Below are 24,334 nucleotides of genomic sequence, written 5' to 3' on the forward strand. Positions count from 1 at the left end.
TATTCACGCCCCACCCCATCTGAACACTCGAATGATGTGGCGACGTTATGTGACTGTATTTCCTGTGCAACAGGCGTGAAAAAGCCCGCGATGGTGGGCGGGCTTTTCTGTATCTGCCCGAAGGCAATCAATCAGGTATTTTGCAAACCGTCGTCGTTGAGCTCCGGTGCTACGGAGGTGAAAACGAAGCCAGCACTGGATGCATGCATGTCGGATCTGGAGAAGCGCGATTCCTTGGCGACCGCATGCTGCCATTCGATCAGCGCAATCTCGCGCAGGACCTTGGTGCTGGCCTGTTCTTCGGCTCCTACGTAAAAGTGGCTCGGCGTGTCGCTAATCGTGAACCGATGTGGCTCGGGCGATGCGACCGCGTAGCCGCAGGAAAACAGCAGTGCGATGCAGAGTGACAGAATGCTCGATCGTTTCATTTTCATCAGTGAGGCTCCGGGTTTGGATTGCAGGTCAAGATATGCTTATCAGGAGCCATCAGGATTTGTGACTGGGGAGGGATTGCAAGCGCCTTCACCCTACCGAACAAGACGGCCATATGCTTCGGGCGAATGCCAGCGCCTCATCGTGATCAAGCGGCCCGTCCATCAGGATCATTGGGAACGGCTTGTACCCAGGCGCGCGGATGAGCCAGTTCTTTTTTCGCGCCACGATTTGCTGAGTTTGCGTTTCGTGGCGCGAGTTCACTGGTCACCCATGAGACGGTCCATACGCTGAGCGAATGTCTCCTCTTCGGGATTATCATCAATGCCGTATGCCTGCCTTTCAAGTGTTACCAGCACCCGCAAGGTCTCAGAAAGCTCCTTGTTCATCTTCACTCTGCTCGGCAGTGAAAGAGCCCCACGGAAGGTTTGTTGCATTTTCTCGTACGCATCGGTCGGGCCGTCGTCCCCGCCCTCCTCTACTGATGCGATCAGCTCACCAAGCCGAGCGAATAGCTCGCGATTATCTGACAGAGACTCAAGCTCTTCGAGGAGCTTGATCGTCAGCGTCTTGTTGCGGCCGATGTCCGAACGGTGCTCGAGCCTGATCGTCTTGGTTAGGTCGGCATTTGCTGCCACCACCTGCTGCTCGGTAACACGGGTATCCGTGGATACCGACATGGATACCGCCGCCCTGGATACCAGCGCATCAGCCCTGGCTTTGATCTTAACCTTTAGGTCTCGCACCCACGAATCACGCTTGGCGCGCTTGTTGATGGCGCCGTGAGTAATCCCTTGGGACGCTGCAATCTCGCGAACAGAGAGGATGCCTGCGCGGTACAGGGTTTCGATCAGCTCCCAGTCCGGTAGCGCTTTTGCATTCATGACTCAACGCTCTCGATGGCAACGCAGCGAACGACACCGCCTGTGTAGATATCCCGCCTCATCGCGGCGCGCACTGCATCTTCTGCACTTGCGCCCATATCCATCGCTGCCAGGGCATAGGCCGAGCCGCTTCCAATGGCATCGGGGTTCGAAAGGTCGAGTGGCTGCTTCCATACACCCGTCTTATCGTCATGCCCGACCAACATCAGCTTGCCGTTATCAACGACAAACCCTGAGCACTCCAGAGGATCTTTCGAGGGTGTTCCGAAGTAGGCGGCGATCAATCCCTTCTCGTCGCACACACAGCCCGACAGGAAGAAGCTCACGCCGTCGACTATCTCGCATTTCGAGCAGTCATCAGAAACGATCGAACCATTTCTAGTTTGCCGGGTGTCATAGGCGATCACGCCATCTTTGTATGCGATGGTTGTCATGATCGGGCCTCACTTGTTCCGCTTGTCATTGACGCACTCCACGCAAGCATCACAGCTCATCTTGCGGCACAGCCATTTCTTGACTGAAGGCCACCAGGTGACCATGAAGATATGTCGAGCGCCGGCACAGGCCAGGCTCGCATGAAAGGTGACACCGGCTACGGTGGGCGTGATGAAGAACGTCTCACTGCGCTGGACAATGGCGTAACCCGACAGCGCGATAGTCGCGTAGATCAGTTTGCCGATGACGCCATCACGTACCTTGCGGCTGAATACGGCCCATATGGCCCAGATGACGATCATCCCGATGAATACCGGGCTGAGAAATTGCGTGTTCATGGATTGCCCCCTCCGAACTTGGAGCGTATGAGCGCCCACAGGTCAGCGGCTTTGATCGCACGGTTGATAGCGGTCATGAGAGAGCCGCCGAAGGTTCCCAGCAGAAACCCGACGCCCGCCACACTGCCGGGTTCGGTGATGCCGAGATATGAACTGACCATTCCAGTCAGGTAGAGCGCACAGGCGATGCCGGTCACCATGAAGATGATCCAGGCTCGCCAGTCTGCAAGGTCGTCACGGTGCCACCAGCTGGCGACAACGGTGCCGATAAAGCCAGCCACGATGACATCGATTTTATCGAACAGACGAGCCACGAACTCCATGTTCGACCTCCGATGCATAAGTGCTGAGTTGATTGATCATGAGCGGCCCTTCGGCGTGATTGCTACTTGCCATCAAGGGTATGTGACTCAATTCACCGGACAAGCCTTGCGCACCTACCGTCAGTCACATGGACTTGAGCCTCAACCAAACGGGGCATCCTCCATGAGCAAATCTCAGAACACTCTCGGATCTACACGAGACACCGTCTTCATCGCTGTCACAGAAACCATGGGCATCGCGGGTGATGACATGGCGAAACACCCTTCTGACGTGCTGCTGGTCATTTCGCTTTCGGGCGCTCATGAATGTGCAGCCGTGGGCGGTGCGCTGACTGCAGACGCCATCGACCGGCTTGAATCGCTTCTTGGCGAGTTGAAGCGACGTCAGGCCGTGGAAGGCGACAGCGACAAAACCCTGCACGTCTGGCGTTAAGCGTGCATCCGCCATCCTGACATGAAGGTGCTGCGCCTCAACTCTGGGGCCAGCGCCTCAGTCCAGTTATCCCCCCTCATCCGTCTCATCTTCACGGTTTGCCATTTCAGCCCCAGGCGTGCGGCCCACTCTGCTGCCGGGAGCGTAACGCCGTCTCGGGTAACCATCGTCGCCCCCGCGCAGATCGTGCTGCGTATGGGGGAACGGGGAATCCGGGTGACCAATGCAAGAACGGGGGCGGTGAAGTCGATTGCCAACTGCTCAGGCTGAGGGCCTAAATCGGCCCGCGCCAGATAAACGACCAGAAGCTTTGGCCGAATCGGCTGATGTTGCAGCTCAAGTGTCATTTGCTCTGGCATGGCGGGCACTCCTGATTTTTATCGTGTTGCGTTGAGCCTGGTCAGCGTCGAAGCGGAGCTAAGCTGCAGCCATCTTCAATTCTCTGGTCAGTGCCCGGTACTTGGCCGTCAGGGCTTTCAGTTCTTCAATTGTGTATTTTTGGGGCTCATGGGGGCCTTCGACCCAGGCAAGTTTTTCTGCGCCGATTTTTTCCAGTAGGCGCGGCCGGTAGCCAAGCAGGTTCCCGGACTTGCCCATGTTGCAGTTGCGGTTGCATTGCAAGTGGACGTTGAGCGGTTCAAATCGAAGCTCCGGGCAGGCCGCCGTTGTCCTGTAGTGGCCCGCACAGTACTGAACGTCGGCCGTGGTCCCGCAGCTTATGCATGGCTGACCGGCATCACGCGCACGAATCCAGGCATTGAAGGCATGTTGCGTGTCCTTGAGGTGGTCTGCGCGACTTTTCAGGGCCGCTTTGCGCACCTTGATGTCGCGGCGACCAACTTCGGCCAAGGCCTTCCCGGCGATAGTCCGGCCCTTCTCCGACTGACCGTGAGCAATGGCGCAATCGATCTCCCCGCATACTGCTTGGCCTGTCCGGTCGGGAGTGAACATCACTCGGCAGGATGGGCAGCGCTTGCGGCGCCTACCGATGGACGTGAGCGGGGTTTTGCGTTGCAGTGGCGTGCGTCTCATGCGCCCACCTTCTCTGCCTGCTGTCTGGAAAGACTGCGAATCTCCTGAATGCTTGACGCGCTCATATCCATGAGAATTGCCAAATCCTGCTCAGATAGAGCGCATCTCGAAATTATTTCTATCTGCTGCTCGCTAAGCTCGCGCTCTGGCTTGGTCTTTTTTCCTTGCCAGCCAAGATTCTCCAGGCGGAGATCTCCACTATCGCCATTTAAAAATGCAACCTTCCTTCCTTCTGAAGTCTCGCCCCTGAACGCCTCCATGATCGCCTCAGGGAGCCTGATCTTCTTGAGTTTTCCGTCAACCCTGGGAGTTACATAAAAGCGTCCAGTGACCATCTCTACTTTTAGGTATCTGCCACCATAGTGCGCAGTTGTTAGATTCCCTTGATTGTCTTTTTTGCCTAGCGCTCTGGGTACAGTTCTGCACCTGCCCAGCGTTGAGACTTCGCAAAGCCCACCTAATCCTGAAATGTCCGCCCACTCTTCCCCAGGAAGACGATCCTCTTGATTGATGCTATTCATGCTGCTGCCTCCCCGACCAGATCCCCGAAGAACACACCCAGCGCAGTGAACTCCGCCAGGATGCGGTCGGTGTACGCGATGCCCTGGGCGCGGTTGAACATGCTGGTGACCGGAAATCCGTCCGGGCCGAGCAGCTTGCTGTCGCCCATCAGGCCGAGCTTTTCCTCGTAGCTCAGGTGCTTGGTGGTCCGGTGCCAGGCTGCGCGGTAATCCTCGTCTTCGTTGATCAGGATCTGAACGCCGTGGTGCAACTTGCAGTATTTGCGCGCCTCACTGGCGTCGCCGATCTGGGTCATTTCTGAGATTCGCTTGTAGAACGCAAACCACAGCGCATTCTGGTCAAGCGTGCGGTCTTTGCCTGGGCGCAGCGAGACGACGACGAACTTCTTCTCGCGGAACATCGCGGTCATGCGCGTTACGGCTTCGGTGAGCTTGGATTGGCAGTTCACGCTGATCTTGTCAGTCATGGCTCGCCTCCTTGCTCATGGAAATACCGGCGTCAACCGCGTCATCCAAAAGCTTTCCGCTCGGGCAGTAGGCACCCAGCTTCGTGGTCAGCTTTGGATCTACAACGGCGCAGATCGCGGAGCTATCCCAATGCTGGGACCTGAACCACTCGTATCGATCAGCACTCTTGCGCAGCCTTCCCACTACCAAGCCAATCTCAGTCGGCAACATCGCCATGAACTCCAGGCTGCAATCAACCGATACTGCCGCACCGCATGCGGTGGCCGATTCGCTGATGATCTTGCGCAGTGCTTCGTTCTCGGCCTTGAGCCGGACAACCTCCGCCACCAGCACCTGCACATTGTTCGATTCGTTTTGCCAGTGCTTGTGCGCTGACTCGTTCTCGGCGATCAGGGACAGCACGGCGGCAGGGTTGGCGGCGGCGATGAACTTCGCGTTCGCCTCGAACATTTCGGCGTAGCGCGGATTAGCCTTCTTGCTGGCTGCATGGGTGGAGCCAATTGCTTGGTTGCCGCAACCGATATGCCAGAACCGACCGTCATGCTTATCGCTGCACGTCCATTCGCCCTGTGTTGCAGCCCTGGCCAGCGCTTCCAGCTTTTCGATATCGACCGTCATGACAGCAGCTCCTTTGGCACGCTTACGGTTTCGCCAAGTACTGAGGCGACTATGGCGCGGCATGCGGCGATGAGCGGCGTGTCGCCCTCTCCGCGGCCGACGAGCCCCGGAAAGCCTTCGTGTTTTGGTGGCAGCGTTCTGACCCTGGCACTTACGGTTGCGTGCCAGCTTTCGTATGTTTGCCAGACTCCACTGACTCTGCCGCTTTTCTCGTTGAGGAATGCGCGGTGTACTTCGCGAGGCGGTTCGAGGAAGATCTGGTTGGAATTGATCAGCGGCCCGCCTTGGCTCCAGTCGGTGGACGGGCTGTACTTCTCCTGATTGGTACGCAGATCAAAGCGAACTCGCCAACCGTTGCCGTACGCCGGAGCTGCCAAAGCTACAGGTAGCCCCTGCAATTTCGCCACTGCCCAGTCCAGCGCAGCACCTACCAGATCGGCCGTCTTCACTGCAACGAATTCGTTCATACCTGCTTCTCCGCTGATTCCGCGATCAATGCCATGCGCTCAAGGCGGGCTTGGGCCTGATCCTGCAAGTTCTGGCCGTCGGCCTCGTCTACCACTGGCATGCACACGAAGTTGATCCCGTACTTGGTCAGGGTGTGAGCCACTTCGAGGGCCTGGCGCAGTTGTGCTGGGTTTGCGCGGTTCATGGCTTCACCTTCACGCCAGCGGCTTCCAGGCCAGCCCTGTCATACACGGCGGTCTTCTCGCACATGCGGTCATGTATTTTTTCAGCATGCTCGATATCCCAAACCGCCCTGCCCCCGCCGCAAGCGGCATAGTCGCCTATCACTGCGAAAGGCTTAGGCAGATCAATCACCAGCGCCTCGCGGGAGGCCTGCCATGCCATCCACGCACCATGCACTGCGCCGCAAAGGTATTCATCAGGGTCTTCATCACAACGGCTTAGACTTTTGGTCGCATCACCGAAGTAGTCTTCTTGACCCTTTATCCAGTCCTCAAACCCCGTACGCATCTTGTCGTTACTCACTGCCCCGCCCTCCTTCCAAATTTCGCCATCAGCAGCTCACGCGCAGATGCGCCGTCTACCGGTATTCCTTGCTGAATGATTCGTGCCTGGGCCTTCTGGTCGGCGAGTTCGTCGGCCAGCTCAAGCGCAGACTTCTGGCTGTCGTGGCCGATGCCGGTCAGGATCTTTCCGTCCAGAGGCTGTCCGGCCTGGGCGCGGCGAATCACGATCGCGTAGTTGCGGTCGAAGCGCTGGCGCATGCCCTTGTCTTCCTGCTTGCACTGAGCCAGGTCGAACAAACCGGTGGCGATGGCAGCAACCTTGACGCCTTCGTGGCTGTACGAGCCCATCAGTGCCTCCATCCATGCGTCAGCGCTCGCTGGCAGGCCGAACGCCTCAGGTCCAGGTGTGCACCAGCCAATGAACTGGCCGACGCTTGGAGCGAACGGTGAGCCGCTTTTACGGCACTGCTCGATTCCGTAGCGGATCTGCTCAAGCGTGCGGATGCCAGCGGCCATGAAGCCCATCGTCCAGTTGCGCATTGCAGCGGCCTTGGCCTTGTCGTCAGGCCATGCCTGCTTGTGGGCCGGAAAGATGGCCTGCAGTTGGCGAAACAGGCGCTCAACAACTTCACCGGTGGCGTCATCCACAACGCCCAACTGCGTGCCGGTTTGCGCCGGGGCCTGATAAGGGGCGGCGGTGGACAGAGAGCGTGCTGCACCGGGGATCATCTGAGTGACGTTTTTCATAGGTCATCACTCGTATCGGTGCGCCACGACTTGTCGAAGTAGTCAGGGCCGTTAGCCTGTCGACGCGCAGTGAACTGGTGCACGTTGCTCGCAGGCTGAACCTCGTCCTCCCACCGCTTGCCGTTCAGCCATGTCGCCGGGTGCGGAATGAACTGGCCGCCATCCTTGGTCCAAGCCTGGGAAGCGCATTGCTTGGCCAGGCCCTGGCCGATCAGGGTGAACAGGTCGTCAGTGACCTTGAGTTTCTTCCACGCCTTTTCGGCGGCTGTCTTGCCCTTCTTGTTCGGGTAGAGCTTCCAGAACTTTGCGAAGAGATCGTCGCTCGAAGCCTGCGCAGAGAGCTTTTGATCTTGATCTATATTCTCTTCTCTTCTCTTCTCTTCTCTGGTCCGCAAACTGTCCGCATCACTAGCGGACAAATTGCGGACAGAATCAGGCTTGCGAGCAGCACGCTTTCTTTCGTTATCGTTCGCCCGACGCTTGGCGCTGGTGCCGTTGTGCTCGTCAAAGCGAGGCATTACAAGGCTTCCGTCGTCCTGCACGGATGCCCACTCGACGTCGATCATGGCCTGAGTGAAGCCCGGCCAGCCGACAACAGCGTCCATAGCTTCAATGGTGTAACCATGCAGTACACCATCGTCGGAATGGGTGTCGAAGATGCTCCAGGCAACATGCAGTCCGCCAATGATCCGCAATCTGTCCGCTTTCAATGCGGACACCATGCGGAATACTTTCGGATGCGTCTGAAGGTCGATTCGCATTTTGATCCAGTCTCCGGCCATTACGGACGTCCTTTGCCGACAAGGCCGGCCAGTTCAAGGAAGCGATCGACGTACCAGTGCGGCTGCGTCTCGCGCGGGCTGTTTGGGTTGGTCAGGTTCTTGCCGTAGCGCAGACCTTTCTCAGTGACGGACCAAAAAGGGACCATTTCCTGTTTCGAGTTCTTGCGCTCAAGGGTCTTGAGAAAGCCCTTTGCTTCAAGCAGCCGATTGAATGCCGCGGCGGTGCTGGGGATTCCGTTTTCTTTGAGCAGAGGCGTCAGTGCCTTGGTGGGCATGCTGGAACCATTGAGGGACTCGGGGTCGGCATCAACGGTGTAACCGGGTAGGAAGCTGGATTCCAAGCCGTTGTTCTTTGCGATCTGGGCAAGCATGAGTACCTGGCTTGATGGCGCAGGCTTCAGTAGGCGCGTGTAGCACTCCATAATGGCGAGCTCGCCCACGACTTTCGTTCCGCTTGCGATCACTGACCGACGGGCAGCAGTTCGGCCTTCCAGTTCGGTCCAGCGGCGTATGACGGCGCGACGCATCTTTGCGCTGTAACCCGTCAGGAGGGTGTCGGTCAGCTCACGGTCAAGCAGGTACTCGACCTGCTCCCGGTTCTGACCGTCCAAATAGATGTGCTCAAAACTGAGCACATCTTCTTCAAGGTCGGAAAGCATCGACGCGATGTCGCGCTTCACGTTGTTGTGACGCTTACCGGTGACATTGGCGATTTCTCGCGATGACATCGTGCGCGCCACGTTTTCAGAGTTGCGAAAACGTGGCGCGGATTGAGGGGTATTGCTTTGTGGCTGGATTTGCATAAAATGGCTCCATCACGTTGTTGAAAGAGCCGGGTCACTACCCCGGCTTTTTTTGCCTAAAATTCGTGTTTAACCGCTGTCGAGTCCCTTTTTAGGGGGCCTTTCCCCTGCGATATTCAGCACCGGGGCTTTTCGATTCATCCGCTCAACACTGCTGACGACGGCCAGTGATTTCGCCACCTTCAGGTATTCCTGGGCTGCCTTTTGGAGGCTCCATCCGAGGTCTGCAGCAAGCTGTCGAACCTCTTCTTGAGCCTTTACATCCAGGCAGTCGAAGTAGTTTTCGAGCACTTGACCCTCCATAGGGCCTTCAGGCCGATTTATGCTGTTCCTGTTCCTGCTCTTGATCGTCCAGACCATTCATTTGGCGGATAACGTCGGCAGCACCGAGCTCACGACCGAGCATCGAAAGCTTTCTGATGTAGGTCGCGAGCTGCATGCCAGCCATTGCGGCTTCACGGCGCAGCTGACACATCTCATCTGGGCGGTAACGCACCTTGCTCACCTCGCTGCGCTTGTGGCTGTTGACCTCGTACATGTGTTGCTCCTGTGGCTGATGAATGGGTTTAAGCGGCTGATTTTTGGGATGGGAACGGGCGCTGCTCTTGAGCAGAAAGGCTGCCGTCCTCTTCAAGGATTACGAATACGTCTCGGCCTACACGAATGGCCTTGCTCAAGGCTCCTTGTGTGCAGCCGAGCATCTGCGCGGCCTTGGTGTGGCCATGCTCTTTGGCAAATTCGGTAAGCGGGATACGGCGCATCGCGGCGTCCTCAATGTAGAAACTCCGCGCAAGTATGACCGCCGGTATTGTTGATAGTCAATACCGGCGATATTGGTTATGCGAATACCGTAGGTAATAAGATCGCTGCATGAAAAAAGACAGCCGAAAACTACCCCTCACAGATGAGCAGATCCGCGAAAGCGATCTTCTGAAGGCCATCTACACGCGCAAAAAACCAGAGCTTGGCTTTACTCAAGACAAGATCGCTGCGGACTTGGGTGAAGGTGTTTCGCAGGGCGCGGTTAGTCATTTTATGAATCGCCGGACGGCGCTCAACATCAAGGCCGCTTCAGTTTTCGCGAAACACTTGAAGGTTCCGATTGAGGAATTCAGCACGCGCCTGGCCAACGAACTGAAAAACCTCACTGATACACCCGCCCTTTCGGATGACGAGCCGGACAGCGAGCGTGACGACAACTTCGCCTTCATTCCGCAGTACACCGCGAAGGCGGCGGCAGGCCTCGGGCATGAGAACCCTCACGTGGAGTCGGTGAACACTCTCGCATTTAAGCGGGACTGGCTGCGCGCCAAGGGGCTCAACTCCAAACACTTGATAGCGATCTCTGCCGACGGCGACAGCATGTGGCCGACGATCAACCACCACGACGTACTGCTGCTGGATACATCCAAGACGGAGCCCGCTGACGGCCAGGTCTTCGTGCTGACCAGCTCGGACAGGGGAGCAATCGTTAAGCGGCTGATCAAAACCGCCTTGGGCGGCTGGATCATTCGGAGTGACAACGACGACTGCGACGACTATGCCGACGTGATGCTGGCGCGCAGTGAAGTGAATGAGCATCGCATTATCGGCAAGGTTATTTGGCGCGGCGGGGATCTATGACGCCTCGCGATTTTCTGCCGAATTGTTGATCAGCTCTGACTCCCAAGACAGAGCATTTTTGATGTTTCGGGTTATCTCGTAGCGCCTGGCCTCAAGGTTTTCGCCTGAATCCAGAATCTCAGCGATGTACTCAAGCGACTTAAACACACGTTCTTTAGGAGTAAAATCATTCATGGCTGAACGTCCCGAAATAAAGGTTGGCGACTGGATCTACGTCGGCAATACGCCGTGCGTCGTTGCGATGGTCCATCAGGATACGACTATATGTGACTGCATGGTTGTGTCGCACCCCGAGAAGCCAACAAACAGCGATGTTTTGTGGGGTGGTGGTGAGTGGCGGTTTGCTCCCGGAGATTTCGGCGGATACGCAGATCAAAACCCCTTTCTGTCTGAATTCGTGGCGAAGCTGAAGCGCGGGCCTCACTGGAAACCATGATGTGGCCCGGCCAAGCGCCGGGCTTTTCGTTGCTGCGGTTACAATTTTTTCACGCCTCGCCCCATATGATTGTTCCGGTCCCAAGTGTTTTAAGCCCGCTGATCCCCATCGCGGGCTTTTCTTTTGCCTGCTAATTACAGGAGTACAAATGTACTCTTCTCTATTGCCATCCACCAGAATGCCAAATACTGTATATCCATACAGAAAAGGAGCGATATTCAGATGGCAAAAGCTAAGGCAGCACCCAAACCACCCTCCTCCTACGAGCTGCTGGGCATGCGAATCCAAAGAGCTATAAACACACCCAAGGCTCAGCTCTCGAAGTCGGTGCTGCTGGAGCGATCTGCGAATGATGATCCAGCCGACTGGGACCGCATCCTGGACGAGATAGCCGAAAACGAGAACGTCACCATCGCTCATCGCGACGACGGCCTGATACAGCTGTTCTGGATCGTGCCGAAAGAAGACTGACCGACCGCCTGGGCCCGCCTCTGCTGCGGGCTTTTTTACGCCAATCAAAAAATATATGACCGGAGGTATTGACCTGCATACAATACCGGCGGTATTGTTCATCCATCGAAACGCAACAGCCCCTCAACAGGCCCAGCGGATCGAACCGCTCTTTACACAATTTGACGTGAACCAACGACGTACCGGCCAACCCGGTGGCGAGAAAGCTAAACCGTCGTCCATGCAGCCTCTGGCAGCTGCCGTGCTTCCTCATGCAAGCACGCGAAACCACGCAGACAAACTGGCAATGCACCGAACACGAAATGTGCGGCGCTGGTGAGAGATGACTCGCACCTGGCGTGGTGGAGATAGCCGAAAGGCAGCCTAGGAAACCGTGGCATATAACGGAACCCAGCAAGACCGAATTGAATTAGCGATCCCGATAGCCTCGGCTGGGAACGCCGGACCTCATGCACCCTGCCCACCTACCGGGCAAACGAGCTGCAGCGTGCATGTTGTAGGGACCCGTGATCCAAGGCGAATAGATGCTGATTGCCGCCCTGGGGAGGAAGCTCACCGCCAACCAACGACCACGACCGGCCAGCCCTGCAATCAGCAGCGGGCAACGGGCCATCACCGATGACGCAGCAAGCCGCGACCGACGCCAGTAGCGGGTCGCGGTTCAACACCAGCACACCCCCGGAACTCCCCCGACTGAACCCTCCCCGGCGCCTGTATGGCTGATACCCGTTCTTGAGAGTTCAGTCGAAGGAGTTCACTGACTGAGGATTGAGTGATGAGTGAATGGATTAAGTGCAGCGAAAGCATGCCCGAAGAGCTTCAGCACGTTCTGGCCAGCGGCTTCAATTTCGATCTTCCGACCCACGGTCGGTGGGTTGAGCCTTCCACGTTCTTTGAAGGCTCGTTCCGTGGATTCACACATGCAGATGATGAGGTTTTTGTAGGCGACAAGGATGAGCTGCACACGCCCACCCACTGGCAGCCACTCCCTGCCCCGCCCACTGAATAACCCAGCCCCTGGATGCGACCATGAAAGGTTTCGGATATTGCGAGGGCGATACCTGCAATCGCGAAGGATGCGGAGGCTCGATTGAGCTTGAGGATGTAGAGAACTGCAGTTGTCATCTTTCAGCGCCGTGCTGGCGTCATCAAGAGGCAGACATGTGCTGCCCTGATTGCGGTTGGCGCGCTGCCGACGATCCTCTATGTGTTCGAGAAATCGCCTGCATCAGCATGGGCGATCTGCCTTACATCCAAACCAGGCCGCGAGTGCTTGACCCTACCAAAATCGACTGGGTTGCGAAGCTGCATAGCAGCAGCTCAATGATCAAGGAAGGCGTTTATCCGCCAAACCTGAGTCGTGAAGAGGTAGAGAAAGAGGTGCTTGGAACATTCGGCGGACGTTTCGAATACTTCCGCGACGGCAAATTCAAGTACATCGCTTACACCGACTGACGCCGACGGAGGCGACCATGAACGCAGCAGCAAAGGTGTTGCCTCTGACAGGCAGGCCGGTATACCCCAGAACACCCGCCGAGCGGATGTGGGTCGAGTCGCATGCCGACCTGCTGATCCACGGCGCGGACGTCAAGTTCAAGCGGCGCGGCAAGGCTGAGCGGTCGGTGACTCATTCGGAGTTTCTGACGGCCCTGCAGGACCATTTGAATCAGCGCCAGATCGATAGTGAGGACCGGGAAGACTTCTTCGCCCAGATCGTCCTGAGCAGCTTCCACGGACAGCCAAACGCTTCTGTGGCTGGCTACCTCATCGGAACAGCCAGGCCACGCGACAAACTGTTTGAGATTGCGGAGGGCCTACTTCGGCCCTTGGCGGCTGACGGTGTTATCGCCCAGCGCGAGGACGACGAACTGTGAAAGTCAGCGCACACATCCTCATCGACAAGTTCATTGAGGTCATCAGTGATTACGACGGTCCCGACCCTCTCGGAATCGAAGCGCTTCGCCGGATCACTGAGTTCTGGCTCAACGAAGCAATCACCCTCGAAGAATTCAACCATTACTGCGCCCGTCAGCGAAAGGCTGTGATGTGTGCGCCAAGGAGAGCGGCATGAAGATTGATTGGAGTAAGGCGCCTGAGTGGGCGGTGGCTCACGGCCTGCATGCTTTCGGCGGCACGATCCAAGAGGTTTGGATTGGCGAGCAGGTGTATCTGGGTTTGAATGGACCGGCGGCTTTCGGGTATGGCGGGGGCGACGGGTTCGAAGCGCATAACCATACACGCGCTCAATTCAGCTACGAGACGTCGCGCCCTAAAGAATGGACTGGCGAAGGCCCGCCGCCTGCTGGTACGGAGTGTGAGTTGCAGCACTCTACGTGGTCGGAAAATCACTGGGAAAAGAGAAAGGTACTCTATCTCGGTGACGCCTACCTGATCACAGCTTCTCCCGGTGATGACGAGGAAAGGTGTAGCCATACAAAGGAAATTAAGTTCCGCCCTCTCCGCACCGCCGAGCAGATCGCGGCGGAAGAGCGAGAGAAGGCAGTAAAGCAAATGCAAAAGGACTGCGCTTGCTACGCCAATGCTGATCTCTTCGCCGATCTCTACGACGCCGGCTACCGCAAGCAGGTGACGCCATGACAAGCCCGATCGTGAAATCCCTGATCGACGAGCAGCTTGAAGATCTGCCGCCAGATCGAATCATTCTGGCCTTCACCCACCGCACGCTGACCGGCGCACTTTCTCAGGCGTATGACGCCGGGATTGAGAATGTTCATGCGTTCAGCAGGCGCTACTGCCTGTGCGGTGAGTGGACTGTTGCCTACGCGGTACGAGTTCAGCCATGACTGCCAGCCAGCGCCGTCGGCGCATGATCTTCTGGCGTGGCAGCTTCCCGGTTATCGCCGCCTTCACCTTCCTGATGCTCGCGCTGTCCCTGGCCGATCATATAACGCAGTAAGGAACTTCAAAATGGACATTAAGCAAAAGCTTGAGGTGCTGCGCGGGGCCTGCCTCAATCATGAATTGGTTGGAAGCCGCGTAACATGTGATCCGGCCCCAACCAATACTGACCAAGATGTTCTCGTTCTGACGGATCTGGATCTTTTCGAGAATCATTTAAAGCCAAGACTGGTTGAGTACGATTTCGAAAATGACGGCAGTGATTGCGGTGATATCAGTGAATACCTCGGAGAGGACGAGCTGACATTCCAGTCCTTTTCGCATGGCGACTTAAACCTGATCGTTACTTTCAGTGATCAGTTTTACAGGCGATTCCTGGCCGCAACTTCAATAGCCAAAATGCTCAATCTGATGAGCAAAGGGCAACGGATAGCGCTCTTTCAGGCGGTCCTCTACGGAAATGCATTTATTCCACTGCCTGATCTTCCAGCGCCAGCGGCCCCCTGGGCAGCGGAATCCTTTATTCCTTACTAACCCCCTTCCCTATTCAATCGCAGCGCCCCGGTGACGGTATGGCGCAAGGAGCGACCGTGTCCGAAGCACAGCAAGTCATCACCATCGACGACGTCAGCGCAGACAACGCGCCGGCCATATACGTCACTGGCGGCCTGAACCAGTTCCTCCAAGCTGTAACGGCTGAGGTGACTGCGGAAGTCCCGGACCTGACCACTCGCAAGGGCCGTGATCGAATCGTCTCACTGGCGGCCAAGGTAAGCAGTTCCAAGGTGGCCGTGGAAAAACCGGGCCGGGAATACCTGAAGCGACTGAAGGAAATGCCAAAGGTCGTCGAAACCGAGCTGCGCGAATTTGTCACCAAGATGGATGCACTGCGTGACGCGACTCGCCAGCCTCTGACCGACTGGGAAAAGGCCAACGATGCGCGGATCGACGCTCACAACGATGGTATCCAGCGCATCAAGGACCTGGCTGTTTTCGTTGAGACGCCCAGCGCAGCGCACGTCGCTCAGATCATTGCCGATCTTGAACTGGTGGAAATCAACGAAAGCTGGGAAGAGTTCCTGGCAGAGGCTGCTCAGGCTAAAGACCGGTCGCTGACTACCCTGCGCTTCCTGCTGGCCGAAAGGACCAAGCACGAAGCGGAGCTGGCGGAGATTGCCAGGTTCAACGCCGAAAAGGCCGAGCGCGAGCAGAAAGAGCGCGATGCAGAGATTGCCCGTCAGGCAGTCGAGCGCGCCAGGATTGAGGCTGAACAGAAGGCCCAGGCCGAGCGCGATGCGGCAGCCAAGCGAGAGCAGGACCTGAAGGATCATGCAGCAGCCCAGCAGCGCGCCGCCGAGCAGAAGCTTCGCGACGCCGAGGCAGAAGCCGAACGACAGCGCTTGCAGATCCAACTGCAGGCCGAGCAGGCGGAGCGCCAAAAGCTTCAGGCTGAGCAGGACCGGATCGCAGCAAACCAACGCGCCGAACAAGAACGCATCGCCGCTGAGAAGCGTCAAGCGGAAGCGGTAGAGCGTGCGCGACTGGCTGAGGTTGACCGCGCCAACAAGGCCGCTGCTGAGATCGTTCGCCAGCAAGACCTCCGCGCAGCCGACACGGCGCATAAGGGGTCAATCAAGCGCGCTGCAATGGAAGCCTTCATCGCTGGCGGCATGCCGGAAGACTGCGCCCGGCAAGCGGTAAAGCTGATAGCTCAACGCAAGATCCCAAACATAAGCATTCAGTACTGAGGAAGCCAGTATGTCCACAGATATCATCATGCCCGAGCAGCGTCGCCAGGTAGTGACGCCGATCAGCTCGGACACAAGCATCATGGCGGTGATCAGCCGCGCAGCCTCCGACCCAACCTGCGACATCAACAAGCTTGAGCGTCTGATGGAAATGCACGAACGCATGCAGGCCCAGACGGCTAAGCAGATGTATGACGAAGCGCTGGCACAGATGCAGGAAGAAATGCCGGTGATAGGCGAGCGCGGCGGCATCAAAGACAAAAACGGCCGAATTCAAAGCACCTACGCGCTTTGGGAAGACGTGAACGAAATGATCAAGCCGGTGATGGCGAAGCATGGTTTCGCCATCACCTTCCGCACGCCGCGTAACGAGCGAGGCATCGAAGTTGAAGGCGTCCTGAGTCATCGCGCCGGGCACCGAGAAGTCACCTCAATTGTTCTGCCAGTAGATGCGACCGGAAGCAAGAATGGCGTTCAAGCCGTTGCGTCAAGCGTCAGCTACGGCAAGCGCTACACAGCCGGCCTGCTGTTGAACATCACCACAACCGGTGAGGATGATGACGGAAATGGCCCGGTCGCACAGATCACTCCCAGAGTCACTTCTGTCCAGGCTACCCAGCTGGCGACGCTGTTGGACAAATGCAGCGACAAAGCCAAAGAGGCCTTCGGAAAGATCCACGGCACTCCGGCTTCGGTCGAGAAAGCAATATTCGACAATGTTCTGGGCATGCTCACCAAGTCAGCCGCACAACATGCCGCAGCACAGGGGGCAGCCGATGAAAATAGTCACTGATATTGAGCAAGGCACGCCGGAATGGCTAGCCCTGCGCCTGGGCATCGTTACCGCATCTGAGCTGGAGTGCCTGCTGGTCAACGGCAAAGGTCACGCCGGCTTCGGGGTTGCTGCATTCACCTACATGGATCAGCTCATTGGTGAGCGCATCACTGAGGAAGCCGCTGAGCTGCCGTTCCAGACGAAGGCCACCATCCGAGGCCATGAGCAGGAGCAGACAGCTCGCGGACTGTACGAGGCTCGCGAAGATGTCACCAGCCGTGAGGTAGGAATCATCCTTAACCACGGCATCGGTTATTCACCGGACGCCCTGATTGGCGACGATGGCCTGATCGAGATCAAGACAAAGCTGCCCAAGTTTCAGGTCGGCGTGATTCTCGCCGGCGAGGTGCCGAAAGAGCACGTTGCGCAGTGCCAGGGTGGTCTTTGGGCATCGGAACGCGAGTGGATCGACTTCATCAGCTACTGGCCCGGCATGCCGCTTTTCGTCAAACGCCTGCACCGGGACGAAGCCATGATCCGCAAGATCAAGGAGCGGGTCGAAACCTTCTATGAAATTCTCGATAAGCGCATGAATCGCGTCCTGGGGATCGCCGCATGATGACTACCGAACTGAGCGCCATCCAGCGCAACAGCATTGAATCGAATCGACTGGCTGCAGCCATGGCTGAATTTATGTCTAAGGGCGGAACGGTCGAAGTGCTTCAGGGATTCGTCAACAGACCACGGCCTGAAGCGAAAGCGTACGGCCGCGAGTTCCGGGAACAGCAGGAACCGAAGCCAGCCAAGCGTGAGCGGAAAAGAACCCCGACTCAGGTACGCAACTCCAGCAGCGGCCGCACCCAGGTCAACGATGCGCTCGTACAGCGAATCCGCGAACTGGCTCCGACGTCAAGCAAGAGCAAGGTTGAAAAAGAAACGGGCATCAGTCGTTACCTGCTCAACCGGCTGGCCGATGAGCATGGGCTCCAGTTCAAGCAGCACGACCCATGCCCGAACCTTCGCCCTCCGAAGGTCGACCCAGTTGCAGACGCTCTACACGTCATCCGAATCAAAGAGCTGCGCGATAAGGGTCTGGCTCGCAAGCAGGCAGCCGCCGCGATGGGCGTCAGCGATACGCTTGTGAACAGGATAATCGCTGACTATGGAATCGACTTTCCGATCCGGCAGCCCGGAAAGCGGCGTTGAAGCGCCTCAGTACAAAGGTCCGCCGCAACAGGCGGGCTGAACAATTTCACTTGCCGCCTAGCGGCTTCACGGAGCTGAGCCATGGCACTGACCCAGAAACAGCGGGACGAGCGTACGGCGCTCAAACGGCAGAAGGCGTGCGAGGAAGAGTTGCGGCTCAGGGTGAGGCCTGGCACGAAGCAGGCGCTGGCTGATTTGATGGCCTGGGCTGGCATCGAGGAACAAGGCGAGGCGCTGACGCTGATGATTCACCATCTGCACGGGCTGGGACCGGGAGGCGCATTGCCGATGCTTGAGATTCCGCGCCACGAAATCACCGTATCACCGGTTGTGGCGCGGAAGTTGGAGCTTGCGTATCGGCGGGAGGCGCTGAGGATTTCTCAGGAGGGCTGACCAACCTCCTTGGTTTTTATCCAGAAAAGATCACCGCCTCTCTTGTATTCGCGGCTCCATTCATCGCCACACTGCCGGCACTTCAGAAGCAATTTCTGTCCGACTATGTCTTTACCCCCGATCACCTCCATTTCTCCGAGCCTCTCATCAAAGTCGTACGCCTCAATAGATTTGCTGCAGCAGCTGTTCGGAAAAACCATCTTCACTCCCTGATCCGGCCCTATGCCGAGCTTTCAATAGATATCGCACTTCATCGACTCAAGCCACCGCATCAGCCGCCAGCTCAATCTCGTATATCGCAGCTGATGATCGGCGCGGATACCGGCCCGCGGCAGCGATCAAACGTTCCGCTGCGGCTTCTGTCAGCTCATCGATATCAAAACCCCGATCCGCGACTGTGGCCATCACAGCTTTCAGCGCCGCTAACAACGCTACTTCCCTGCCTTCGCTCATCTGTATCCCTCCTTGTGGAGCGGAGAGCGTAGACCATTTCCCTTCGCATGGAGTCGGAGCATGACCCAGCAACACAGAATATTGGTCGGCGACTGCATCGACATAATGCGCACGCTACCAGATGAAAGCGTGCATACGTGCGTGACCAGCCCGCCCTACTACGGTCTGCGTGACTACGGCGTAGAAGGTCAGATCGGCCTGGAGGAAACCCCGTCCGAGTTCATCGCTCGACTGGTCGACGTGTTTCGGGAAGTGCGCCGAGTACTTCGTGCTGACGGCACGATCTGGGTGAACATGGGCGACAGTTACGCCGGTAGCTGGGGTGCACATGGCCGGGACGACATGGGGGTTGGAGTTTCGACAATCAGCCAGCGCCAGGTGATGGCAAGCCAACGCAAATCCAAAGCGACAACGCACGCCGAGTACAAACCGAAGGACTTGATGGGCATGCCCTGGCGTCTCGCTTTCGCGCTGCAGGATGATGGTTGGTATCTGCGTCAGGACATAATCTGGCACAAGCCGAACCCCATGCCGGAGTCGACGCGCGACCGCTGCACGAAAGCTCACGAATACCTGTTCCTGCTCAGCAAGTCGCGGCGGTACCACTACGACAGCGACGCAATCAGAGAGCCCGCCAATTTGACCGGTGCGCTCCACAAGGATGATGCTGAACGTGCAAAGCGCGACAGCTTCAAGCGTGATGATTCGAAGCGGGAGCAGCCCATTCCCGGACAGTCAAAAGGCACGCACCGACCTGACCGGGACGAAAGCTCCTACGACACAGCGACGCGCAACAAGCGCAGCGTCTGGACAGTGGCGACGCACGCATTCAAAGAAGCCCATTTTGCAACCTTCCCGCCTGATTTGATCAGGCCCTGCATCTTGGCCGGAGCACCGCGCGGCGGCGTGGTGCTGGACCCATTCGGCGGTGCCGGCACCACATCACTGGTTTCAATGCAAGAAGGTCGCCGGTCGATAATCTGTGAGCTGAACCCGGAGTATGCAGCGCTGGCGCGCGCACGGATCGACGCGGCTTGGCTGGATGGCGCCGCACAGATGGATGTGTTTCACGATTCGGTACCAGCGGCCTAAATACAGACCGCCCTACGCCACCGCATCAGCCGCCAGCTCAATCTCGTGTATCGCAGCTGATGATCGGCGCGGATACCGGCCCGCGGCAGCGATCAAACGTTCCGCTGCGGCTTCTGTCAGCTCATCGATATCAAAACCCCGATCCGCGGCTGTGGCCATCACAGCTTTCAGCGCCGCTAACAACGCTACTTCCCTGCCTTCGCTCATCTGTATCCCTCCTTGTGGAGCGGAGAGCGTAGATCATTTCCAAAAATTTACGTCAGCACATCAGCGACCACTGCTGCCAGGAGTAAATATGAATTACGAACTGCACCTTGGCGACTGCCTGGAGGTGATGCGCGGCCTGCCTTCGAACTCCATCGACAGTATTGTGACCGACCCGCCCTATGGCCTAACAAGTGCAAGGCCGGGCGGCAGAAGCGCAGCGACCCAAGGCTCTGTAATGAAGGGATTCATGGGGCTTGAATGGGATGGGGAGGTTCCAAGCGCAGACGTATGGATCGAATGCTTGCGGTTACTGAAGCCCGGCGGCCACCTACTTTCGTTCGCCGCAGCTCGCACCTATCACCATATGGCAATGGGAATCGAGGCGGCAGGCTTCGAGATCCGCGACCAGATTATGTGGGTGTTCGGCAGCGGATTCCCAAAGTCGCATAACCTCAAGGGCGAGCACGAGGGTTGGGGCACCGCGCTGAAGCCCGCGCATGAGCCTATCTGCATGGCCCGCAAGCCGTTCCTCGGAACAGTTGCGGCAAACGTCGAGCGGCACGGTACTGGCGCGATCAATATCGACGCTTGCCGGATTCACGGCGAGGACGCTCAGGGCGGAGAGTACTCCAAGAAGCGCATGGCTCCCGGACATTTGGTGAACGCTACCGGTTCCTATAAGCAGGATGCGCAATTTACCGGCGCGATGAAGCCGGGGCGCTGGCCAGCGAATCTCATTCATGACGGTAGTGATGCGGTGCTGGCCATGTTTCCGGACGCGCCTGGGCAGCTCGCTGATGCAAGCACTAGAGACACCCAGCGCGCCGGGCAGAACGCTTACGGCGTAATGAAGCGAGGTCGCGGCACGGAAGCATCTGCTGACAGTGAAAACGCTGGAGTTGTCGGCTTCAAGATGAGGCCCGGTGAGCGCCGCCATGATTCAGGCAGCGCCGCCCGCTTCTTCTACTGCGCGAAGACCAGCCGGGCCGATCGCCACGAAGGTCTTATCGACCCCGGCCCCCAGTTCAAGATGGGCACCAGGCTGCGCAAGGTCGAGACGACAGAAACGAAGGGCAACAATCACCCCACGGTGAAGCCCACGGACTTGATGGCCTACCTGCTCCGCCTGGTCACACCCCTTGGTTGAAAAACGCTTGACCCGTTCATGGGCTCAGGCAGCACCGGCAAAGCGGCAGTGCTGGAAGGCTTCGATTTCGTCGGGATTGAGCAGGACGCCGCGTACATGGCGATCGCCAAAGCCCGCATAGCCTACGCGCAGGCCAAGAGCCAGACCAGGCAGCAAGAGCGGCACCTGCAGGAACAGCAGCTCACCCTGTTCAGCGCTTAATTACCCCACTTCAGCGACTCACGCCACCCCGGCGAGGCGAAGCCATGCCCGCATTACGACGCACCCCGCCCCGATCCAACCCTACACCCTGGCTCGCCCCTGACGGTCGCTGCGACATCTGCACCCGATACCGGGCCCATGGTAACCACACCGCCTGCTCGAAGCAGCGTCAGGCCAAATATGCGCAGCGCGCGAAGGAATCAGCATGAACGAATTCACCACCCACGAAGCTTCGATCATTCGAGGCGGCGTCATGGACGACGATACCAGTCAGGTTGTTGAGGTGGCGGATTTTGAAATCCTCCGCCAGCAACTGGCCGACGTGTCGCATGAGCGGGATGGGTTGCGGGCTGCAGTTACTGAGCTTGAATCCGGCCTGCGCATCATTGCAGTTTGCGCTAAGGGCTCTGGCTTAGGGGCAATGAAACTTGTCGCTAAACAGTCCCTTAACCGAGCTTTTGGAACTGCTTCGCCATCTGCAGACGAACAGGGAGCGCGGTCATGAGGAAAATCATTTGGATTCTTCTCGCAGCCCTGCACATGCGCAAGACCATGGGCTGGTGGAAGCCCAAGGACCTGGCGTTCTGCTGGAAAACTGGCTCGGTGATTTTCGGAAACTACGAATACGACGGCAGGCTCGACGAAATTGGTGAGCCCGCCGAAGAGATTGATGAAGAACTGAGCTGCTGGAGCGAATGACATGACCGACCAAACCAAAACCCCCGGCGTGCCGGTGCTTCCAGTACACCGTCGCCTTCTTGAGCTGCTTTATCGAAGCTTGAACGGTGGCGGCGATCAGCTTTCCGGCATGGAGCACGGCGCGGCGTTTAGTGAGCTGAAAGCGATTTTAGAAGCCCCCGCCCCTCAACCGCCAGCGCTCGGCGGGGAGCTGGACGGCCTCATAAGTGTTATGAGGAACGCTGTACGTGACGACGCAAACAACGGCGGCAGGGAGTATTTCGAAAAAGCCCGAAAAGCTGAAGAAGATCTGCGCGCCCACCTCGCCCCGCTACAGGCCGAGATTGAGCGGTTGAAAGCGCATGCAGGTGAGGTTACGACCTACCGTGACAACGCAGTCAAAAAGATCGAACGACTTCGCAACGAGCTGACTGGAACCGAAAAAGAGCGCGACCAGCTCAAGGGGCGGAATGCTGAGCTTAAAGAAAACTACAGGCTCGCCATTGCGGAAATGCAAGCGGTTATCGACACGGGCGCACTTTCCAGCGCTCAGCATGAAGAGCTTGAGGCCGATGTCTGCGCAAGCGTAAAAAGGTTTTGGGATTTCAGCGCCCTGTCCAAGCCAGCCGAAGGGGAGCAGGTATGAGCAGGAAAACGATCCGCATCTGGTGTCAAGATTCGCCGGGAATGAAATCTTGGGTCGTCCGGGGTTTTTGGGGGAGGTTCTTCAAGCCCAAGGAATTTTCCTGCGTTGGAGAAAAAACCTACCAATCCAAGCCTATGGTGAAACTATGACGCCTATATCTGAAATGGGGTTGCCCGAAGTAACGCAAGCTATTCTGAAGGCTGCAGTAAACATACCAGACGGCCTTTATGCGCGAGCGCAATACCTCGCCAAGGTTGCAAAGCCGGTATTTCATTATTCGGGCAAGTACGCCGAAGTCCTAAAGCCCTTTCTAGCCATGATGGAAAAGGAGTTGCACGCCAACTCAAACAAAGGCGACCGGCCGGGCTGGCTATCCATGTCGGCCGATACCTGCCTGTTGGAAATCTATTACCACCTCGGGAAACTCCAAAGGTCCGTCAAGGACGGGGATAGCGACGGCATTTGCGAGTACGCCGCTGACGTGGCCAACCTGTCCATGATGCTGACGGACATCTGCGGTGCACTGGCCCTGTTTGCTGCCGGGCAACCAGCCGATCAGCAGGGAGAGCCGGTGGGCTACTCGACATATCGGAATGGTCGCTACGGGACTTATCTGCATCCCAGTCGTGAAATGGCCGCCAGCCACGATTCAACAGCAATCAACTGCAAACCTGCGTGCTCAGAGATAGTTGCGCTCTACCGCCACGCCCAGCCCGCCACGGCGAAGGTGGATGAGCGGGCAGAGTTTGAGAAGTGGGTTCTGAGCAATTATCCGAGCCAGCATATGGGCAGATTCGCAACCGGCGAATACCACAGCACCGTCATTGAGGACTGCTGGGTTGCGTGGCAGGCCCGAGCCAAGCTGAACGGTATCGAGCCATGACCGAGCAACAGCTTGACCTGATCCAGCGCCCGGCAACCCTCCCTCACCCGCCGCGACATACCGGCTTCCTGGAACCAGATCGGCAAGTGCCGGGATACACGCTTGAGCAGATCCTCGAATACGGCAAAGCCTGCGCCATCGAAGCTGTGAAGCAGAGCAAGTAAACCCCCTCTCCACTTCAATCAATTCAATGTCAGCCGCATGTGCGGCAAGGACGAAGTCATGCCTGAAGAAAGCATTCACAAGTCCCTTGATTCACTTACAGCAAGGCAGCTGGCCAAGCTATTGGTTATGCATCATGGAATCGACGCGTTCGGCTACAAGTACGACAGCCTGCGTGACGCGCCAAATGGTTTGGTCACGCTTGAAGACTTGTCGTCCATGTCTGGCGAGGAGCTGGATCAGCTTTACGATGAAAGCTCGCACGATGATGCGGTTAACGAGGTGCGCTATGGAGCAGTTGACGCCCCCAGCATTCCATCATGGTGCCACTACAGCTGGGAACGAAACTACGAGGTCGACGTTAAAGCCTTCATTCTTCCAGATGGTCGCGCCCTTGCCTTCTGTCAGATGAGCGGCGGCGGCAAGCACGCCGAGCCAGACGCCTATCCATGGGTGGAAGAGGCGAAGTTCATCAAGGTCTCAGGAATTGAGGAGCGCGTCGTGAAGACCTACACGTTCGAGGATATTCCCGAATCCAGCTCTGACGCCGCCTAACCCCCTTCC

At 57.5% G+C, this 24,334-nt stretch carries 45 protein-coding genes and 1 pseudogene; 24 read left to right on the forward strand and 22 right to left on the reverse strand.

Going from position 1 to position 24,334, the window contains the following annotated elements; all coding sequences use genetic code 11:
- Positions 1-131: 131 nt before the first annotated feature.
- The 5 genes from KDX37_RS11135 to KDX37_RS11155 all read right to left on the reverse strand — a co-directional run bounded on the left by KDX37_RS11135 (position 132) and on the right by KDX37_RS11155 (position 2,412).
- Positions 132-434 carry a hypothetical protein gene (locus tag KDX37_RS11135; protein WP_231652754.1) on the reverse strand — a complete coding sequence of 101 codons (303 nt, stop codon included), beginning with the start codon at positions 432-434 and terminating at the stop codon, positions 132-134.
- A gap of 258 nt (positions 435-692) precedes the next feature.
- Positions 693-1,316, reverse strand: coding sequence for a hypothetical protein (locus KDX37_RS11140; protein WP_231652755.1), 624 nt, complete (start codon positions 1,314-1,316; stop codon positions 693-695).
- Positions 1,313-1,750 (reverse strand): Ntn hydrolase family protein, encoded by a 438-nt coding sequence (locus tag KDX37_RS11145; protein WP_231652756.1) that lies wholly within the window; start codon positions 1,748-1,750, stop codon positions 1,313-1,315. The genes KDX37_RS11140 and KDX37_RS11145 overlap by 4 nt, the downstream gene beginning before the upstream one ends.
- A 9-nt stretch (positions 1,751-1,759) precedes the next feature.
- Positions 1,760-2,089 carry a hypothetical protein gene (locus tag KDX37_RS11150; protein WP_231652757.1) on the reverse strand — a complete coding sequence of 110 codons (330 nt, stop codon included), beginning with the start codon at positions 2,087-2,089 and terminating at the stop codon, positions 1,760-1,762.
- The gene (locus KDX37_RS11155) at positions 2,086-2,412 is read right to left on the reverse strand and encodes an MFS transporter (protein WP_231652758.1); all 327 of its coding nucleotides are present in this window, start codon (positions 2,410-2,412) and stop codon (positions 2,086-2,088) included. Before KDX37_RS11155 ends, KDX37_RS11150 begins: the two co-directional genes overlap by 4 nt.
- 163 nt (positions 2,413-2,575) lie before the next feature.
- Here KDX37_RS11155 and KDX37_RS11160 point away from each other — a divergent pair, with 163 nt between their 5' ends.
- A complete protein-coding gene (locus KDX37_RS11160) occupies positions 2,576-2,845 on the forward strand; it encodes a hypothetical protein (RefSeq protein WP_231652759.1) in 270 nt (89 codons plus the stop codon).
- On the opposite strand, the gene KDX37_RS11165 is transcribed toward KDX37_RS11160, so the two are convergent.
- The 14 genes from KDX37_RS11165 to KDX37_RS11230 form a co-directional block, all read right to left on the reverse strand.
- Positions 2,842-3,204 carry a hypothetical protein gene (locus KDX37_RS11165; RefSeq protein WP_231652760.1) on the reverse strand — a complete coding sequence of 121 codons (363 nt, stop codon included), beginning with the start codon at positions 3,202-3,204 and terminating at the stop codon, positions 2,842-2,844. The two genes, KDX37_RS11160 and KDX37_RS11165, sit on opposite strands and share 4 nt — an antisense overlap.
- Before the next feature lie 58 nt (positions 3,205-3,262).
- A complete protein-coding gene (locus tag KDX37_RS11170) occupies positions 3,263-3,877 on the reverse strand; it encodes a recombination protein NinG (RefSeq protein ID WP_231652761.1) in 615 nt (204 codons plus the stop codon).
- Positions 3,874-4,398, reverse strand: coding sequence for a hypothetical protein (locus KDX37_RS11175; RefSeq protein ID WP_231652762.1), 525 nt, complete (start codon positions 4,396-4,398; stop codon positions 3,874-3,876). Before KDX37_RS11175 ends, KDX37_RS11170 begins: the two co-directional genes overlap by 4 nt.
- Positions 4,395-4,865: a hypothetical protein gene (locus KDX37_RS11180; protein ID WP_231652763.1), complete on the reverse strand. Its 471-nt coding sequence runs from the start codon at positions 4,863-4,865 to the stop codon at positions 4,395-4,397. Before KDX37_RS11180 ends, KDX37_RS11175 begins: the two co-directional genes overlap by 4 nt.
- A complete protein-coding gene (locus tag KDX37_RS11185) occupies positions 4,858-5,484 on the reverse strand; it encodes an ead/Ea22-like family protein (RefSeq protein WP_231652764.1) in 627 nt (208 codons plus the stop codon). The genes KDX37_RS11180 and KDX37_RS11185 overlap by 8 nt, the downstream gene beginning before the upstream one ends.
- A complete protein-coding gene (locus KDX37_RS11190) occupies positions 5,481-5,951 on the reverse strand; it encodes a phage protein NinX family protein (protein WP_231652765.1) in 471 nt (156 codons plus the stop codon). Before KDX37_RS11190 ends, KDX37_RS11185 begins: the two co-directional genes overlap by 4 nt.
- Entirely contained in the window at positions 5,948-6,136 is a 189-nt protein-coding gene (locus tag KDX37_RS11195; protein ID WP_231652766.1) for a DUF1382 family protein, read from the reverse strand. The genes KDX37_RS11190 and KDX37_RS11195 overlap by 4 nt, the downstream gene beginning before the upstream one ends.
- Positions 6,133-6,477, reverse strand: coding sequence for a hypothetical protein (locus KDX37_RS11200; protein WP_231652767.1), 345 nt, complete (start codon positions 6,475-6,477; stop codon positions 6,133-6,135). The genes KDX37_RS11195 and KDX37_RS11200 overlap by 4 nt, the downstream gene beginning before the upstream one ends.
- Positions 6,474-7,205: a replication protein P gene (locus KDX37_RS11205; RefSeq protein ID WP_231652768.1), complete on the reverse strand. Its 732-nt coding sequence runs from the start codon at positions 7,203-7,205 to the stop codon at positions 6,474-6,476. The genes KDX37_RS11200 and KDX37_RS11205 overlap by 4 nt, the downstream gene beginning before the upstream one ends.
- The gene (locus tag KDX37_RS11210) at positions 7,202-7,987 is read right to left on the reverse strand and encodes a Pyocin large subunit-like protein (RefSeq protein WP_231652769.1); all 786 of its coding nucleotides are present in this window, start codon (positions 7,985-7,987) and stop codon (positions 7,202-7,204) included. The genes KDX37_RS11205 and KDX37_RS11210 overlap by 4 nt, the downstream gene beginning before the upstream one ends.
- Complete coding sequence (locus KDX37_RS11215; protein WP_231652770.1) at positions 7,987-8,790, reverse strand: Rha family transcriptional regulator; 804 nt, start codon at positions 8,788-8,790, stop codon at positions 7,987-7,989. The genes KDX37_RS11210 and KDX37_RS11215 overlap by 1 nt, the downstream gene beginning before the upstream one ends.
- Before the next feature lie 69 nt (positions 8,791-8,859).
- Positions 8,860-9,081 (reverse strand): hypothetical protein, encoded by a 222-nt coding sequence (locus KDX37_RS11220; RefSeq protein WP_231652771.1) that lies wholly within the window; start codon positions 9,079-9,081, stop codon positions 8,860-8,862.
- Between the two features lie 19 nt (positions 9,082-9,100).
- On the reverse strand, positions 9,101-9,328 hold the full coding sequence (locus KDX37_RS11225; RefSeq protein ID WP_231652772.1) for a plasmid mobilization protein: 228 nt from the start codon (positions 9,326-9,328) through the stop codon (positions 9,101-9,103).
- Positions 9,329-9,356: 28 nt separating this feature from the next.
- Positions 9,357-9,551: a Cro/CI family transcriptional regulator gene (locus KDX37_RS11230; protein WP_060765666.1), complete on the reverse strand. Its 195-nt coding sequence runs from the start codon at positions 9,549-9,551 to the stop codon at positions 9,357-9,359.
- A gap of 109 nt (positions 9,552-9,660) precedes the next feature.
- Between KDX37_RS11230 and KDX37_RS11235 the strand changes: the two genes are divergently transcribed.
- The gene (locus KDX37_RS11235; protein ID WP_231652773.1) at positions 9,661-10,413 is read left to right on the forward strand and encodes a LexA family transcriptional regulator; all 753 of its coding nucleotides are present in this window, start codon (positions 9,661-9,663) and stop codon (positions 10,411-10,413) included.
- Here the strand turns inward: KDX37_RS11235 and KDX37_RS11240 are convergent.
- Positions 10,408-10,587: a hypothetical protein gene (locus tag KDX37_RS11240; RefSeq protein WP_231652774.1), complete on the reverse strand. Its 180-nt coding sequence runs from the start codon at positions 10,585-10,587 to the stop codon at positions 10,408-10,410. The two genes, KDX37_RS11235 and KDX37_RS11240, sit on opposite strands and share 6 nt — an antisense overlap.
- Here KDX37_RS11240 and KDX37_RS11245 point away from each other — a divergent pair.
- The 14 genes from KDX37_RS11245 to KDX37_RS11310 all read left to right on the forward strand — a co-directional run bounded on the left by KDX37_RS11245 (position 10,586) and on the right by KDX37_RS11310 (position 18,301).
- A complete protein-coding gene (locus KDX37_RS11245; RefSeq protein WP_231652775.1) occupies positions 10,586-10,849 on the forward strand; it encodes an IPT/TIG domain-containing protein in 264 nt (87 codons plus the stop codon). The genes KDX37_RS11240 and KDX37_RS11245 overlap by 2 nt on opposite strands.
- A 222-nt stretch (positions 10,850-11,071) precedes the next feature.
- On the forward strand, positions 11,072-11,320 hold the full coding sequence (locus KDX37_RS11250) for a DUF1654 domain-containing protein (protein ID WP_231652776.1): 249 nt from the start codon (positions 11,072-11,074) through the stop codon (positions 11,318-11,320).
- A 775-nt stretch (positions 11,321-12,095) separates the two neighbouring features.
- Positions 12,096-12,329 carry a DUF551 domain-containing protein gene (locus KDX37_RS11255; RefSeq protein ID WP_231652777.1) on the forward strand — a complete coding sequence of 78 codons (234 nt, stop codon included), beginning with the start codon at positions 12,096-12,098 and terminating at the stop codon, positions 12,327-12,329.
- A gap of 20 nt (positions 12,330-12,349) precedes the next feature.
- Positions 12,350-12,775, forward strand: coding sequence for a hypothetical protein (locus KDX37_RS11260; RefSeq protein WP_231652778.1), 426 nt, complete (start codon positions 12,350-12,352; stop codon positions 12,773-12,775).
- Positions 12,776-12,792: 17 nt separating this feature from the next.
- Complete coding sequence (locus KDX37_RS11265) at positions 12,793-13,194, forward strand: hypothetical protein (protein ID WP_231652779.1); 402 nt, start codon at positions 12,793-12,795, stop codon at positions 13,192-13,194.
- Positions 13,191-13,391 carry a hypothetical protein gene (locus KDX37_RS11270; RefSeq protein WP_231652780.1) on the forward strand — a complete coding sequence of 67 codons (201 nt, stop codon included), beginning with the start codon at positions 13,191-13,193 and terminating at the stop codon, positions 13,389-13,391. The genes KDX37_RS11265 and KDX37_RS11270 overlap by 4 nt, the downstream gene beginning before the upstream one ends.
- Positions 13,388-13,918, forward strand: a complete 531-nt coding sequence (locus KDX37_RS11275; protein WP_231652781.1) for a hypothetical protein — start codon at positions 13,388-13,390, stop codon at positions 13,916-13,918. The genes KDX37_RS11270 and KDX37_RS11275 overlap by 4 nt, the downstream gene beginning before the upstream one ends.
- Positions 13,915-14,124, forward strand: coding sequence for a hypothetical protein (locus KDX37_RS11280; RefSeq protein ID WP_231652782.1), 210 nt, complete (start codon positions 13,915-13,917; stop codon positions 14,122-14,124). The genes KDX37_RS11275 and KDX37_RS11280 overlap by 4 nt, the downstream gene beginning before the upstream one ends.
- A 124-nt stretch (positions 14,125-14,248) precedes the next feature.
- Positions 14,249-14,713 (forward strand): hypothetical protein, encoded by a 465-nt coding sequence (locus tag KDX37_RS11285; RefSeq protein WP_231652783.1) that lies wholly within the window; start codon positions 14,249-14,251, stop codon positions 14,711-14,713.
- Positions 14,714-14,769: 56 nt separating this feature from the next.
- Complete coding sequence (locus KDX37_RS11290) at positions 14,770-15,927, forward strand: hypothetical protein (protein WP_231652784.1); 1,158 nt, start codon at positions 14,770-14,772, stop codon at positions 15,925-15,927.
- Between the two features lie 10 nt (positions 15,928-15,937).
- Positions 15,938-16,720: an ERF family protein gene (locus KDX37_RS11295; RefSeq protein WP_231652785.1), complete on the forward strand. Its 783-nt coding sequence runs from the start codon at positions 15,938-15,940 to the stop codon at positions 16,718-16,720.
- Positions 16,704-17,321: a lambda exonuclease family protein gene (locus KDX37_RS11300; RefSeq protein ID WP_231652786.1), complete on the forward strand. Its 618-nt coding sequence runs from the start codon at positions 16,704-16,706 to the stop codon at positions 17,319-17,321. Before KDX37_RS11295 ends, KDX37_RS11300 begins: the two co-directional genes overlap by 17 nt.
- Positions 17,318-17,908 (forward strand): hypothetical protein, encoded by a 591-nt coding sequence (locus KDX37_RS11305; RefSeq protein WP_231652787.1) that lies wholly within the window; start codon positions 17,318-17,320, stop codon positions 17,906-17,908. The genes KDX37_RS11300 and KDX37_RS11305 overlap by 4 nt, the downstream gene beginning before the upstream one ends.
- A gap of 81 nt (positions 17,909-17,989) precedes the next feature.
- Positions 17,990-18,301 (forward strand): hypothetical protein, encoded by a 312-nt coding sequence (locus tag KDX37_RS11310; protein ID WP_231652788.1) that lies wholly within the window; start codon positions 17,990-17,992, stop codon positions 18,299-18,301.
- Positions 18,302-18,559: 258 nt separating this feature from the next.
- Here the strand turns inward: KDX37_RS11310 and KDX37_RS11315 are convergent, their stop codons facing one another.
- Entirely contained in the window at positions 18,560-18,754 is a 195-nt protein-coding gene (locus KDX37_RS11315; protein ID WP_231652789.1) for a hypothetical protein, read from the reverse strand.
- A gap of 60 nt (positions 18,755-18,814) precedes the next feature.
- On the opposite strand from KDX37_RS11315, the gene KDX37_RS11320 reads away from it, so the two are divergent.
- A complete protein-coding gene (locus KDX37_RS11320) occupies positions 18,815-19,846 on the forward strand; it encodes a DNA-methyltransferase (protein ID WP_231652790.1) in 1,032 nt (343 codons plus the stop codon).
- A gap of 12 nt (positions 19,847-19,858) precedes the next feature.
- Here the strand turns inward: KDX37_RS11320 and KDX37_RS11325 are convergent, their stop codons facing one another.
- A complete protein-coding gene (locus KDX37_RS11325) occupies positions 19,859-20,053 on the reverse strand; it encodes a hypothetical protein (protein ID WP_231652791.1) in 195 nt (64 codons plus the stop codon).
- 88 nt (positions 20,054-20,141) lie between these two features.
- Between KDX37_RS11325 and KDX37_RS11330 the strand changes: the two are divergent.
- The 7 genes and pseudogenes from KDX37_RS11330 (at position 20,142) to KDX37_RS11360 (ending at position 24,325) form a co-directional block, all read left to right on the forward strand.
- A pseudogene (locus KDX37_RS11330) lies at positions 20,142-21,401 on the forward strand (DNA-methyltransferase).
- 205 nt (positions 21,402-21,606) lie between these two features.
- Positions 21,607-21,906 carry a hypothetical protein gene (locus tag KDX37_RS11335; RefSeq protein WP_231652792.1) on the forward strand — a complete coding sequence of 100 codons (300 nt, stop codon included), beginning with the start codon at positions 21,607-21,609 and terminating at the stop codon, positions 21,904-21,906.
- Positions 21,903-22,100, forward strand: a complete 198-nt coding sequence (locus KDX37_RS11340; RefSeq protein ID WP_231652793.1) for a hypothetical protein — start codon at positions 21,903-21,905, stop codon at positions 22,098-22,100. The genes KDX37_RS11335 and KDX37_RS11340 overlap by 4 nt, the downstream gene beginning before the upstream one ends.
- Before the next feature lies 1 nt (position 22,101).
- On the forward strand, positions 22,102-22,725 hold the full coding sequence (locus KDX37_RS11345; protein WP_231652794.1) for a hypothetical protein: 624 nt from the start codon (positions 22,102-22,104) through the stop codon (positions 22,723-22,725).
- 49 nt (positions 22,726-22,774) lie between these two features.
- Positions 22,775-23,608 (forward strand): hypothetical protein, encoded by an 834-nt coding sequence (locus tag KDX37_RS11350; RefSeq protein ID WP_231652795.1) that lies wholly within the window; start codon positions 22,775-22,777, stop codon positions 23,606-23,608.
- The gene (locus KDX37_RS11355; RefSeq protein ID WP_231652796.1) at positions 23,605-23,772 is read left to right on the forward strand and encodes a hypothetical protein; all 168 of its coding nucleotides are present in this window, start codon (positions 23,605-23,607) and stop codon (positions 23,770-23,772) included. Before KDX37_RS11350 ends, KDX37_RS11355 begins: the two co-directional genes overlap by 4 nt.
- Before the next feature lie 58 nt (positions 23,773-23,830).
- Entirely contained in the window at positions 23,831-24,325 is a 495-nt protein-coding gene (locus KDX37_RS11360) for a hypothetical protein (RefSeq protein ID WP_231652797.1), read from the forward strand.
- Positions 24,326-24,334 lie beyond the last annotated feature (9 nt).

It is taken from the genome of Pseudomonas californiensis (assembly GCF_021147775.1).
Taxonomy (GTDB): Bacteria; Pseudomonadota; Gammaproteobacteria; order Pseudomonadales; family Pseudomonadaceae; genus Aquipseudomonas; species Aquipseudomonas californiensis.